This is a genomic window from Streptomyces sp. NPDC005496 (assembly GCF_042872045.1).
Taxonomy (GTDB): Bacteria; Actinomycetota; Actinomycetes; order Streptomycetales; family Streptomycetaceae; genus Streptomyces.
In genome coordinates, this window is the sequence record NZ_JBIAJQ010000017.1 from 16546 (window position 1) to 29933 (window position 13388).

The 13388-nt window shown below is 74.6% G+C and carries 10 protein-coding genes; 5 read left to right on the forward strand and 5 right to left on the reverse strand.

Going from position 1 to position 13388, the window contains the following annotated elements:
- Positions 1–110 precede the first annotated feature (110 nt).
- Positions 111–1316: a DUF6493 family protein gene (locus tag ACFYQQ_RS37415; RefSeq protein WP_356171205.1), complete on the forward strand. Its 1206-nt coding sequence runs from the start codon at positions 111–113 to the stop codon at positions 1314–1316.
- 195 nt (positions 1317–1511) lie between these two features.
- Complete coding sequence (locus tag ACFYQQ_RS37420) at positions 1512–2894, forward strand: GNAT family N-acetyltransferase (protein ID WP_388907051.1); 1383 nt, start codon at positions 1512–1514, stop codon at positions 2892–2894.
- A gap of 735 nt (positions 2895–3629) precedes the next feature.
- Here the strand turns inward: ACFYQQ_RS37420 and ACFYQQ_RS37425 are convergent.
- Positions 3630–4850 carry a PLP-dependent transferase gene (locus ACFYQQ_RS37425; protein WP_355794125.1) on the reverse strand — a complete coding sequence of 407 codons (1221 nt, stop codon included), beginning with the start codon at positions 4848–4850 and terminating at the stop codon, positions 3630–3632.
- 59 nt (positions 4851–4909) lie between these two features.
- Between ACFYQQ_RS37425 and ACFYQQ_RS37430 the strand changes: the two genes are divergently transcribed.
- Both ACFYQQ_RS37430 and ACFYQQ_RS37435 read left to right on the forward strand, forming a co-directional pair.
- Positions 4910–5449 (forward strand): Lrp/AsnC family transcriptional regulator, encoded by a 540-nt coding sequence (locus tag ACFYQQ_RS37430; RefSeq protein WP_355794126.1) that lies wholly within the window; start codon positions 4910–4912, stop codon positions 5447–5449.
- 33 nt (positions 5450–5482) lie between these two features.
- Entirely contained in the window at positions 5483–7174 is a 1692-nt protein-coding gene (locus ACFYQQ_RS37435; RefSeq protein ID WP_388906990.1) for a DUF885 domain-containing protein, read from the forward strand.
- Positions 7175–7249: 75 nt separating this feature from the next.
- On the opposite strand, the gene ACFYQQ_RS37440 is transcribed toward ACFYQQ_RS37435, so the two are convergent.
- Entirely contained in the window at positions 7250–7765 is a 516-nt protein-coding gene (locus ACFYQQ_RS37440) for an immunity 21 family protein (RefSeq protein WP_356171213.1), read from the reverse strand.
- Between the two features lie 122 nt (positions 7766–7887).
- Entirely contained in the window at positions 7888–8382 is a 495-nt protein-coding gene (locus ACFYQQ_RS37445; RefSeq protein ID WP_355779627.1) for a rhodanese-like domain-containing protein, read from the reverse strand.
- A gap of 160 nt (positions 8383–8542) precedes the next feature.
- Here ACFYQQ_RS37445 and ACFYQQ_RS37450 point away from each other — a divergent pair, with 160 nt between their 5' ends.
- Positions 8543–8989 (forward strand): Lrp/AsnC family transcriptional regulator, encoded by a 447-nt coding sequence (locus ACFYQQ_RS37450; protein ID WP_356171217.1) that lies wholly within the window; start codon positions 8543–8545, stop codon positions 8987–8989.
- 26 nt (positions 8990–9015) lie between these two features.
- Here the strand turns inward: ACFYQQ_RS37450 and ACFYQQ_RS37455 are convergent, their stop codons facing one another.
- Both ACFYQQ_RS37455 and ACFYQQ_RS37460 read right to left on the reverse strand, forming a co-directional pair.
- Positions 9016–12009 carry an AAA family ATPase gene (locus ACFYQQ_RS37455; protein ID WP_388906994.1) on the reverse strand — a complete coding sequence of 998 codons (2994 nt, stop codon included), beginning with the start codon at positions 12007–12009 and terminating at the stop codon, positions 9016–9018.
- Between the two features lie 163 nt (positions 12010–12172).
- Entirely contained in the window at positions 12173–13336 is a 1164-nt protein-coding gene (locus ACFYQQ_RS37460) for an exonuclease SbcCD subunit D (RefSeq protein ID WP_356243702.1), read from the reverse strand.
- Positions 13337–13388: the final 52 nt, after the last annotated feature.

The following is a 13388-nucleotide window of genomic DNA, read 5'->3' on the forward strand; positions in this document are numbered from 1 at the left end:
CGCCGCGCGGACCGTGCGGCCCGGGGTCGTTCCCGGGCCGGGGCCGCCGCCCGCGCCGGGGTCGTGCGCACAGTGGGGGCCGGGAGACCGAGGATCGACGGGGGCGTGCGATGGGTGTGCTGATGGAGGCCGTGCGGGCGGGGCGGACGGCTGAGGTCGTGAGCCTGCTGGACGGCATGACCGATACGGAACGCAGGGCGTGCCTCCCGGGGCTGAGACAGCTCCGCAAGGAGCTGGGGGCGACTCCTTGGAACGTGGAGTCCCGCCGCGCCCAGCCCGCGCTGCACGCGGCCGGAGCGGCATGCCAGACCGGGGCCGCCGCGGCGGCCACCTGGCTCGCGGCGCCCGATCTGCGCTGGTCGCAGGCGTCGCCGGCCGTCCTGCTCGACGTGCTCGGGGACCGTGACCCCGCGTGGCTGGCCGACGTGACGCACCGGCTCGCCCAGCAGCCGCTCGCCTCCGGTGTGCCGTACGCGCTGATGGCGGGTCTGGTGCGGCTGTCCGGGTGTGCCGCGCCGACGACGGACGCCTATGTCCAGGGCTGGATGGAGCATCTCGGCCATGTCTGGAAGCGCGGGGACACCGTCCTGGACCGGCTGCGCAGGGATCCCCATCTGACGGAGCTGGCCACCGCCCTCTTCACGACCGACGGCATCGGCGCCCGCGTGGAGTGGCAGTACGGTGAGGGCGCCGACAGCTGGACGGTGGCCCTGGCCCGGCTCGGCGGCGAGGGCCTGCTGGACCGCCGGACCATGGTCGACGCCTGTGTGGCCAGGCTGCTGCGGGGCGGGTCGCCGGCCGACCACCGGGTGTTCCTGCGGCTGTTGGTCTCGCTGAAGCTCACCCCGGACGAACGGCGGGAGCGTGTCGGCGACTGGATCGCCCTGGTCCGCGACGCGCCCTCGGCCGTGGCCGCACACGCCCAGGCCGTGCTGGGCGCGCTCGCTCTCGACGGGCAGCTGACCGCCCGCCGTATCTCGGAGATGTCCGGCGGGGTGCTGCCGCGTAGCGAGAAGAAGCTGGTCCGCACCCAGCTCATCCTGCTGGCCAAGGTGATCGGACGCGATCCGTCCACGGCCGCGGAGCTGCTGCCCGCGGTGGCACCGGCGTTCACGCACCAGGATTCCGGGGTGCAGGAGCGGGCGCTGAAGCTCGTGGAGCGCCACTTCGACCGGCTGGAGGACGCCGCCGCGCGGTCCGAACTGTCCCGGGCGGCGCACCGGTTGACGCCGGGACTGCGCGCGCGGGCGGCCCAGTTCCTGGGAGAGGAGCCCAGCGACGGGGAGGAGGCCGGCGCGCTGCTGGCGTCCGGCTGAACGCCGCGTGACCGGGAGTGTCTCCCGTCCGCGTCACACCCGGTGACGACAATCATAGAAAATGAAATAAAAAGGACAGAGAGACACTTAACCGATCAGTCACAAAGCGTTCGTGATCACGCAACACCGTTCCTTCACAGTGGCTGCATGACTCCGGACATGTCTGATGTGACGCGCACGAAGCACGGGCGCCCCGTGCACCACTGGCGGCGGGACCTCGTCGAGCTCGCCGCCCTGTTCACGGCCGTCGCGGTGGCCGACGCCGTGGCCAACCTGATCGGGCACGGCCCCGACGGCCCCGCCCTGCTGGGGATCTCGGCCGTCGTCCTGGTCGCCACGGCCGGATTCCACACCTGGTGGGCACGACGCCACGGTCACGCACCGCCGACAGGCGATACCGGCGCCCGGCCGCCCGCCGGGGCACTCCAGGCCGGGCAGCCCGAGGCCCCGGCGTCCGGGGACGCCGCGGAGGCACCCGTCCTGTGGCGGATGCGGACCACGGTGCAGGACGCTCCGGGCTCGCTGGCCGCGCTGTGCACCGCGCTGGCCCGGCACGAGGTCGACATCCTGAGCCTGCAGACCCATCCGCTGGCCGAGGGCACAGTGGACGAGTTCCTGCTGCGCGCCCCCGCCGCCCTGACCGCCGCCGAGGTCACCCGCGCCGTCGCCGGGGCGGGCGGCAGCGGCACGTGGATCGAGCGGGCAGACGCCCACGACCTGGTGGACGCGCCGACCCGGGTCCTCGGCCTCGCCACCCGCACCGCCCTGGACGCCGCCGAACTCCCGCTGGCGCTGCGGCAGTTGCTCGGCCGCTGCACAATCCGCTCACTGCCCGCCAGGTCACCGGGTTCCGGCCGTGCGAACGAGACCGCCCCCGTCGAGGGCGCCCTTGAGGACACGGTGATGCGGCTGCGGGCTCCCGAGGGCGGCGTGATCACCGTGGAGCGGCCGTATCTGCCGTTCACGCCGACCGAGTTCGCCCGGGCGCGGGCGCTGGTCGAGCTGGACGCGCGGCTCGGACCGCGCATCCCGCGCGGCCTCGACGTCCTGACGCTGCCCGAGGGCAACGCCATCACGGTGCGCCGGGCCGACGCCGCCGACCACGAGGCCGCGAAGGCCATGCACGAGCGCTGCTCGCCGCGCACCCTGAGCATGCGGTATCACGGCCCCGTCGGGGACGCCGACCGCTATCTGAACCACCTGCTCAGCCCCCGCTTCGGGCGGACGCTCGCCGTGCAGACCGCCTCGGGCCGCATCGTCGGCCTCGGCCACCTCCTGTGGGACGGCGACGAGACCGAGGTCGCCTTGCTGGTCGAGGACGAGTGGCAGCGGCGCGGTATCGGCGGGGAACTCCTCGGCCGGCTCGTCGCCATGGCGGTCGAGGCGGGCTGCGAGAGCGTGTACGCCGTGACGCAGGCGTCCAACACGGGCATGGTCGCCGCGATGCGTGCCCTGGATCTCCCCCTCGACTACCAGATCGAGGAGGGCACCCTCGTCATCACCGCCCGCCTCGAGAGCGCCCCGTCCGCCGCACCGCAGTCGCGGAACCACGCGGGCGGACGGGCCACCCGGGACTGACGACGGAGCCCGGTGCAGGTGCCATTACGGCACCGGCACCGGCACATCCGGTACGCGGCCACGTCCGGTACGCCGGGCAAGTCCGGTAGGCCGGGCACCCCGAGCACGTCCGGTACGCCGGGCGCATCCGGTACGCCGGGCGCATCCGGTACATCGAGCACGCCTGGCACGCCGGGCACATCCGGTACGCCGGGCGCGTCCGGTAGGCCGGGCACGCCGGGCACATCCGGTACGTCGAGCACGCCGGGCACATCCGCAACACCCCGCACGCCGGGCGCCCCGGGGCCGTATGGCACACCCGCAACCGTCCGACACGCCTGGCCCGCCTGGCCCGACTGGCCCGCCTGGCCCGCCTGGACACCGGCCCGCCTGGACACCGGCCCGTCAGAGACCGTACGCGCCCGACACCCGGAACCGCAGGCACCAGAAGCACCACCGCGCTCACCGCGACGGCCAGGCCACGACGGTCCGTCGGCGGGGCCACCCGCCTCGCCGCGGGCGGCGTGTGCACCCCAGGCACGGCAAGCCCCACCCGCAGCGGCCCGGCGTAGCCCGCCGGGCCGTTCGCGCGAGCCGGGAGAGCGCGGCGCCCCGCGGGCCGACGCGACCCTCGCCCATCGACGCGACTCCCACCCGTCGGCACGGCCCCGCCGGGCCTCGGCCGTCACCTGACCGCGGCCACCACCGGTCCGCAGCACCCGCCGGTCCGCGGCCCCCTCCCCTCGGCGCCCGCCGTCAGGCCCCCTGTGCAGCCACCTCGCGCCGGCGACCCTGGTCCCGCGGCTCCGGACGCGAACCCAGTGCGGTGTCCAGGTCGGCCCACAGGTCGTCCACGTCCTCCAGGCCCACCGACAGACGCAGCAACTGGTCGCTGACGCCCGCGTCCTGGCGGTCGGCCGAGGGGACGATGCGGTGGCTGATGGACGCGGGGTGCTGGATGAGGGAGTCGACGCTGCCCAGGCTCACGGCGGGGGTGATCAGGCGGACCCCGGCGATGACCTCGTGCGGGTCGCCGACGACCTCGAAGGCGATCATGGCGCCGCCGATGCGCGGGTAGTGCACGCGGGCCACCCGCGGATCGGCGGCCAGCCGGCCGGCGAGTTCGGCGGCGTTGGCCGAGGCCGCCCGGACCCGTACCGGAAGCGTCGACAGGCCCCGCAGCAGCAGATAGCCGGCGAGCGGGTGGAGCACCCCGCCGGTCGCGAACCGCACCTGGCGCAGTCCCCGCGCGAACTCCTCGTCGCAGGCCACCACCCCGGCCATGACGTCGCCGTGTCCGCCCAGGTACTTGGTGGCGCTGTGCAGGACGAGACGGGCGCCCTGCTCGGCCGGCCGCTGGAGCACGGGCGTGGCGAAGGTGTTGTCCGCGAGCAGCGGTACCGAACCGCAGGAGTGCGCGACGGCCCGCAGGTCGAGTTCGGCGAGCGTCGGGTTGGCCGGGGACTCGACCATGACCAGTCCCGTGTCGGGCCGCAGCGCGTCCGTGATCCCGGCCGGGTCGACCCAGGTCACCTCCGAGCCCAGCAGCCCGGCGGTCAGCAGATGGTCGCTGCATCCGTACAGCGGCCGTACGGCCACCACGTGGCGCAGGCCCATCGCGTTGCGCACGAGCAGGACCGCGCTGAGCGCCGCCATGCCGCTGGCGAAGGCGACCGCGCTCTCGGTGCCTTCGAGCCGGGCCAGCGCGGTCTCGAAGCGGGCGACCGTCGGGTTGCCGAGGCGCCCGTAGACCGGCGGCCCCTCCGGTTCGGCGCCGTCCGCGGCGAAGGCGTCGATGCGGGCGGCCTCGCCCCGGCTGTCGTAGGAGGGGTAGGTGGTGGACAGGTCGATCGGCGCGGCGTGCAGGCCCAGCCGTGCGAGGTCGTCGCGCCCGGCGTGCACGGCCTCGGTGGCCAGCTTGCGGGGCGCGGGGCGAGGATCGGGGACGCGGGAGGCGTTCGGGGTGACGGAGTCCATGGCCGCAGCCTGAACACCGGACGGGCCTACGGCGTCGAACCCCGTGCTACGTTCGGGCCATGGCCGAAACCGTCGTACTGGATCCGGTGGATCTTCATCTGCTGCGGCTGCTGCAGAACGACGCACGGACCACCTACCGCGATCTTGCCACGCAGGTCGGGGTCGCGCCGTCGACCTGCCTGGACCGGGTGACCCGGCTGCGCCGCGCCGGGGTCATCCTCGGGCACCAGCTGCGGCTCGACCCGGCGAAGCTGGGGCGCGGTCTGGAGGCCCTGCTGTCCGTGCAGGTCAGGCCGCACCGGCGGGAGTTGGTCGGACCGTTCGTCGACCGCATCCGGGCGCTGCCGGAGTCCCGTACGGTCTTCCACCTCACCGGCCCCGACGACTACCTCGTGCACGTGGCGGTGTCGGACATGACGGATCTGCAGCGCCTGGTGATCGACGAGTTCACGTCCCGGCGCGAAGTGGCCCGGGTCGAGACCCGGCTGATCTTCCAGCAGTGGGACTGCGGGCCCCTGCTGCCCCCGCAGCGGGACGCCTCCACGGCCACATCGGCGCACGGGGCACAAGGAGCCACGCCCTCAGCGGAATCGGGCTGACGCGGACGGGTTCCTCGTATGAGGATTGTCCGCATGTCAGACACCAAGAGCCCGCTGCCCCGCGAGGTCGCCGACACCTATGTCGACGAGCTCATCGCCCTCGACCCGGTCACCGGTACCTACCTCGGCGACAAGGCAAGTTCGACCAGGCTGCCGGACACCTCGCCCGCGGGCCAGGAGGCCCTGGCGGAGCTGGCACGGACGACGCTGGCACGGCTCGACGAGGCCGAGCGGCAGCCTGGCGCGGACAGCGGCATCGAGCGCCGCTGCGCCCGTCTGCTGCGTGAGCGCCTGACTGCCGAACTCGCCGTGCACGACGCCGACGAGGGACTGCGGGTGGTGAGCAACCTGCACTCCCCCGCGCATTCGGTGCGTGACATCTTCTCCCTCATGCCGACCGGGACGGACGAGGACTGGGCGGCCGTCGCCGAGCGGCTGCGCGCGGTGCCCGCCGCGCTGGAGGGCTACCGCGAGTCCCTGGCCCTCGGCCTGGAGCGCAAGCTGTACGGCGGTCCGCGTCCGACGGCCACCTTCATCACCCAGCTGACCGAGTGGGCGGACCCGCACGGGCAGGGCCGCGGCTGGTTCGAGGACTTCGTCTCGCCCGGTCCCGAGGCCCTGCGCGATGATCTCGACTCGGCCGCCCGCACGGCGACCGCGGCCCTGGTGTCCCTGCGGGACTGGATGCGCGACGTGTACGCGCCCGCCATCGAAGGCGCGCCGGACACCGTGGGCCGTGAGCGGTACGCGCGCTGGTCGCGGTACTACAACGGCACGGACCTCGACCTCGACGAGGCGTACGCGTACGGCTGGTCCGAGTACCACCGGCTGCTCGGCGAGATGAAGCAGGAGGCGGAGAAGATCCTGCCGGGTGCCGCGACCCCGTGGGTGGCGCTCGCGCACCTGGACGAGCACGGCACGCACATCGAGGGGGTCGACGAGGTCCGCGACTGGCTCCAGGGCCTGATGGACGAGGCGATCGACGCTCTCGACGGCACCCACTTCGAACTCGCCGAGCGGGTACGGCGGGTGGAGTCCCGTATCGCGCCGCCCGGGAGCGCGGCGGCCCCGTACTACACGGCCCCGTCCGAGGACTTCTCGCGCCCGGGCCGTACCTGGCTGCCGACGATGGGCCAGACCAGGTTCCCGGTGTACGACCTGGTGTCGACCTGGTACCACGAGGGCGTTCCCGGTCACCACCTCCAGCTCGCGCAGTGGGCGCACGTCGCCGAGGACCTCTCCCGCTACCAGGCCGGCGTCGGCGGGGTGAGCGCCAACTGCGAGGGCTGGGCGCTGTACGCGGAGCGGCTCATGGACGAGCTGGGCTTCCTCACGGACCCGGAGCGGCGGCTCGGCTACCTGGACGCGCAGATGATGCGGGCGGCCCGGGTGATCGTGGACATCGGCATGCACCTGGAGCTGGAGATCCCGGCCGAATCGCCGTTCCACCCGGGTGAGCGCTGGACCCCGGCGCTGGCCGAGGAGTTCTTCGGCTCCCACAGCAGCCGGCCGGCGGACTTCGTGGAGAGCGAGCTGACCCGCTACCTGTCCATCCCCGGGCAGGCCATCGGCTACAAGCTCGGCGAACGGGCGTGGCTGCTCGGCCGGGAGAACGCGCGGAAGCGGCACGGTGCCGCCTTCGACGCCAAGGCCTGGCACATGGCGGCGCTCTCCCAGGGCTCCCTGGGGCTGGACGACCTGGTGGACGAGCTGTCCCGGCTGTAGCCGGTCCGCCGTCCCCGGCGGGCGGGCCCGGGCGGGAGCCCGGACCCGGCCGCCGGTCCCGTGACGGGCGCCGGGTCAGCCGGTCAGCCGGCGCAGCTGTACGAGTCCCAGCCACGTCTCGGGTCCCGGTTCCACGTAGGCCGCGCGGACGCCGTACCGGCCGGGCTCCAGGGCGACCCGCAGGTGGTCCGTCCGCTCGGAGACCCGGCCCGGCCAGGCGGCGTCGAACAGGAGCACCGGTCCGGGGACGTCCCACCGCACCTCCGGCTCCCACACCGCCGCGTCGAGCGCGGCCGGGACGCCGGCGAGGAGTTCGGCCTCGGAGTCGGCGGCGCACCACCGTACGAAGGTGCCGTGCCGGGGCAGGAACGTGGTGGAGGCGGGTTCGTCCCCGAGGACCAGGGCCCGGGTGTCCCCCACCGGCACCAGGCCGATGAACCCCTCGACGTCGCAGGCCCGGTCGTAGTCGGACGACATGTCGTCGCCGTCGGCCCCCGACCAGAACGGCAGGACCACCTCGGGAATCGCTATGAGCGGCCCGCCGCCCGACTCGACCCACTCCACCGCACCCGGTTCCGCGTAACGCGCCATGCGCAGAAGTTACAGGCAGCGTTCCGCTCGGGCTCCTCCGCTCCCCCGCTCCGCCCGAATTCCCCTGTTCCGCCCCAACGCCTCGGCGTGGCAGGCCCCTTGGGGTGCGGCGGACGGCAAACTCAGCAGCCGCACTCGTCGGCGTCCACCGGCGCGGTCAGCGCGTCGGCGCTGCGCCGCTCGCTTCCCTCCCAGGTCTCGTAGGCGAAGCCCTCGCGCACCCAGTACTCGAATCCGCCGAGCATCTCCTTGACCTGGAAGCCGAGTTCGGCGAGCGCCAGGGCGGCGCGGGTCGCGCCGTTGCAGCCGGGGCCCCAGCAGTAGGTGACGACGGGCACGGAGCGGTCGAGGAGCTGCTCGGCCTGCTCCGGGATGAGCGCGGTGGGCAGGTGGACGGCGCCGGGCACGTGTCCCTGGTCCCAGGAGGCCGTGGAGCGCGAGTCGAGCACGACGAACCCGGGGTCGCCGCCCGCCGCGAGCACGGAGGCGACGTCGGACACGTCGGCGTGGAAGGCGAGGCTCGCGCCGAAGAAGGCGGCGGCCGCGGCCGGAGTCGCGGGGGCGATCCGCAGCACGGGGTTCGTGGCGGTCGCGTCGGTGGTGGCGGTCACGGTCATGGTCAGGCCTTCCTCCCGGTCCCGTCGTACCGGCGCTTTCACCGCGCCGGCCGTACGGGACTTCCTGTCCAGAAACCTACGGTCGGCGGCCGCCTCGATGAAGTGGCGAATCACGGCGTCGGTCTTGCCCGGCCGGGGATTTCCCTGTTGTCTCTCGGGTATGACCGCGTATTCCCCGGACGCCACCGACTGGCGCATCCTCGACGTCCTGCAACGCGAGGGCCGGGCCAGCTTCGCCGAGCTGGCCCGCGCCGTCTCCATGTCCGCGAGCGCGGTCACCGAGCGGGTGCGCCGGCTGGAGGAGGCGGGCGTCATCCAGGGCTACGCGGCCGTCGTCGCCCCGGAGAGCCTCGGGCTGCCGATCCTCGCCTTCGTCCGGCTCCGGTATCCGACCGGCAACTACAAGCCCTTCCACGACCTGGTGGCGGTGACGCCCGAGATCCTGGAGGCCCACCACGTCACGGGCGACGACTGCTTCGTCATCAAGGTCGCGGCGCGCTCCATGGCCCATCTGGAGGAGGTGACGGGCCGGATCGGCACCCTGGGTTCGGTGACGACCAGCGTCGTCTACTCCTCGCCGCTGCCCCGGCGCCCGGTGGGCCGCTGAGTCCGGCAGGGGCCCGCCGGGGCGGGTCAGCCCGCGCCCCGCTGGCGTACGGCCGAACCCGTCCGGCCCTTCACGATCTCCAGCTGGGCGTGGATCCGCCGCCGCAGGTCCCCGACGTGGCTGACGATGCCGACGCTGCGGTCGCGTTCCCGGAGGGAGTCCAGTACGTCGAGGACCTCGTCCAGGGTCTGTTCGTCCAGGCTTCCGAAGCCCTCGTCGATGAAGAGGGTGTCGAGCCGGACCCCGCCGGCCTCGTCCGTGACCACGTCCGCGAGACCGAGCGCCAGCGCGAGCGAGGCGAAGAAGGTCTCGCCGCCGGACAGCGTCGCGGTGTCCCGCTCCCGGCCGGTCCAGGCGTCGACCACGTGCAGGCCGAGTCCGCTGCGGCCGCGGCCGGAGCGGTCGTCGGAGTGGACGAGGGTGTAGCGCCCGGACGACATCCGTTGCAGCCGCACGGTCGCCGCTGCGGCGACCTGCTCCAGGCGCGCGGCCAGCACGTACGACTCCAGGCGCATCTTGCGCTCGTTGTCCGCGGAGGTGCCCGCGGCGAGGCCCGCCAGTCGCGCCACCCGGTCGTACTCCTCCCGCAGGGGCCCGAGGCGGCGTACGCCCGCGAGCGCCCGCGCGGACAGCCGGTCGAGCTCGGCGCAGCACCGGGCGGCGGCGTCCCCGGCCGAGACGGCGTCCTGGAGTCCGCGGGCCGCGGACTCGGCGGCCCGCTCGACGGCCCAGAGGTCCACGGGTGGCAGCTGGGCGGCGGCCGCGGTGTCGGCCTCGGCGAGGACCGCGCGAACGGCCGCCTCCTCCGACTGCCAGGCGTCGAGGCGCCGTTGCAGGTCGCGGTGGGCCGCGTCGTCCAGCAGGGCGGCGGACGCGGCGAGCGGGGTGTCGAACCCGGCGCGGAAGGCCGCGTCGGCGAGGCGCGCGTCCGCCGACTTGAGCCGCTGCGCGGCCTCTTCGGCCTCGCGTGCGGCGTCCGCGGCGTCGGTGAGCCTGGCGGCTCGCCGCTCCAGCTGCGCCGACCGTGCCGCCACGCTGTCGGCGTCGCCCCGGACGTGCGCCAACTCCTCTTCCAGCGTGAGCCTTTCACGGTCCAGCGTGTCCCGGCGGGCCACGCGGGACGCGGCCCGTACCTCGGCCGCCTGCTGTGCCGCGACCCGGCGCCCGTGCTCGCGCTCGGCCTGGGCGAGCGCCTCCCGGGAGCCGTGCAGCCCGGAAGCGGCGGCCCGCGCCTCGGCGTACAGCCGCTCCAACTCCTCGACCTCCTCGGCGAGTTGCCCGGTCGGGGTGTCGCCCGCCTCGGCGGTGGCCGCGGCCAGCGCCTCACGTACGAGGCCGAGGCGGCGTTCGTCCTCGGCGCGCTGCTCGTCGGCGTCCTGGTAGGCGGCGAGCGCCCGCTCCTCGGCCTCCCGGTCGACGTGTCCGTCGATCTTCCGGGCCGGTGCGGGGTGTTCCGTGGCGCCGCACACGGCGCAGGGTTCGCCGTCGGCCAGGTTCGCGGCGAGTTCGGCCGCGATGCCGTTCAGCCGCTGTTCCTTGAGGTCCAGCCAGTGGGCGCGGGCGTCCGCCGCCCGCTCCCGGGAGGCGAGCACCTGCTCCTGGGCCCCGTCCGTGTCGCGGGCGAACTGGTCGCGCTGACGGGCGGCGTTCAGCCGTCTGCGGGCCGGGTCGCGCTGGACGGCCAGCTGTTCGGCGCGGGCGGCGGCCTCCTGCGCGCCCTCGATGTCCGTCTGGAGGGCGGCGCGGGTGGCGTCCCATCCAGCGAGCCAGCTCGCGGCCTCCTGGAGCACGTCCTCGTCGGCGCGCTCCTGCCGGTCGAGTCCGTCGCGCTCGGCGACGAGTTCGGCCAGCCGCTGCTCGGCACGGCGCGCCGACTCCAGGCCGCCCAGCTCCTCGGCGGCCTTGCGCGCGGCGACGGCGAGCCCGGCCGCTCCGGCCCCGGCGAACGTCTCGGGCAGCAGCTCGCGCGCGCGGGTCTCCTTCGCGGCGGCGCGCCGGTGCTCGGCCTCGGTGACCTCGCGCAGGTCGAGCGCGGGGGCCACGGCCTCGGCCTTGCGGGCCCGCTCCATCCGGGCCCGCGCCTCGCGGTAGCCGTCGGCGCGCTCCTCCAGACGCGCGGCCCGCTCGCGTGCCTCGGTGAACCGGCGCTGCAGCCGGGCCACTTCGCGCGCGTCGTCGAGTTCCCGCTCGGCGGCGGCATGCGCGGACTCCGCGGTCCGCCGGGCGCACTGGGCGACAGTGAGCCGCTCTCGGGCCGTGCTGCGGGCGATCGCCGCCCAGGTCAGGACGGCCTCGGCGAGCCCGGGGTCGCCGGGCGCGAGGTCGGGCAGGGGCTCGGTGTCGCCCGCCGCCTGCTGCATGCGGTGCGCGTCGGCGAGCAACTCGGTGTCGGCGGCGCGCACCTGGGCCTCGGCCGCCCGGCGCCGCTCGGCGAGCCGCTTCTCCACCTCGGCGAACCGGTGGGTGTCGAAGAGGCGTCCGAGGAGCTTGCCGCGTGCCTCGGCGTCGGCCCGCAGGAAACGCGCGAAGTCGCCCTGGGGCAGCAGGACGACCTGGCAGAACTGCTCGCGGCTCATGCCGAGGAGCTGGGTGATCTCCTCGCCGATCTCCTGGTGCGAGCGGCTGAGGTCCTTCCAGGCGCCCGCCGCTGCGTCGTACTCGCGCAGCCAGCTCTGCGCCTTGTCGACCGTCGTGCCCGAGCCGCGCTTCTTGGGGCGTGCCCAGGGCGGCTGCCGGGTGATCTCCAACCGGCGCCCGGACACGGTGAGTTCGAGGCGGATGGAGGTGCGCGTGCCGGGCGCCGCGTGGTCGCTGCGCAGGCTCAGGCCCTGGCCGCTCTGCCGGGCGCCCGGCACGGCTCCGTACAGGGCGTAGCAGACGGCGTCGAGGACGGACGTCTTGCCCGCGCCGGTCGGTCCGTGCAGCAGGAAGAGTCCCGCGGCGGACAGCTCGTCGAAGTCGACCTGCTGCTCGCCGCCGAAGGGGCCGAAGGCGGTGATGTCGAGCCGGTGCAGCCTCATGCGGCCCTCACCTCCGCGCGGGCGCCTCGCCGTGCCTCGGGCGCGACCGCCGGCCCGGCGACCGCTCCCCGGATGCCACGGGCGTCGGTTCCGCCGCCCGTCGCCCTTTCGGCGTCGTGTCCCAGTGCCACCGGTGCCCCCGTCCTCTCCGGCCGATGCCGTGTCACCGGGCGACCTCCCGGACCGTCTCGTCGGCGCGGACCGCGTCGAAGGCGTCGCGCAGCACGGACCGCTCGTGCGCGTCGGGTCCGGCGCCGCGCACATGGGCGACGAAGTCCTCGGCGATCTCCTGCTCGCCCCGGCCCGCGAGCCGGCGCGCGTAGGACACCTCGGGTTCGCCGGACGCCCGCTCGGGGTCGAAGACGAGGCTGAGGGTGTGCGGGAACCGCTCGGTCAGCCGGGCCATGGGTTCGGCGGGGCGCACGGGGTCGGTGAGGGTCGCCTCGACCCACGCGTCCTCGTGGCGGATCAGGGCGGGGTCGGCCAGCAGGTCTCCAAGTCGGCCGCGGATCCGGGCGAGGGCTCGCGGCACCGGGCAGTCGACGCGCTCCGCGCCGAGGGCGCCGTCGCGGCCCAGCTCCACCAGCCACATGCTCTTGCGGTGGTCGGCCTCCGAGAAGGAGTACGGCAGCGGGGAGCCCGAGTAGCGGACGCGCTCGGTGATCGTCTGACTGCCGTGCAGGTGACCGAGCGCCACGTAGTCAACGCCGTCGAAGACGCCGGCGGGCACGGCGGCGACCCCGCCGACGGTGATGTCCCGCTCGCTGTCGCTGACCTGGCCGCCGGTGACGAAGGCGTGCGCGAGGACCACGGAACGCGTGCCCGGGGGACGCGCGGCCAGGTCGGCGCGGACCCGGTCCATGGCGGCGGCGAGCACCGCCTCGTGTCCCGCCCTGTCGACGCCGAACTGGTCCTTCACCAGGGCGGGCTCCAGATACGGCAGGCCGTAGAAGGCCACGTCGCCGTGCGGGTCGGGGAGGACTACGGGGGTCCCGCACGCCGAGGCGTCGGTCCGCAGGTGGATGCCCGCCCGCCCGATGAGCCCCGCGCCGACGCCGAGCCGGCGCGCCGAGTCGTGGTTCCCGGAGATCATCACCGTCGGCACGCCCAGGTCCGCGAGCCGGTGCAGTGCGTCGTCGAAGAGCTCCACCGCGGCCAGCGGAGGCACCGCGCGGTCGTACACGTCACCCGACACGACCACCGCGTCGACGCCGCGCTCGCGCACGGTCGTGACGAGGTGACCGATGAACTCGGCCTGGGCACCGAGCATGTTCACCCGGTGGAACGCCCGGCCGAGATGCCAGTCGGAAGTGTGCAGGAGCCTCATGATCCCCGAGACTAACGGGCGGGTCGGACATCACGGACGGCTACTCCCGTAT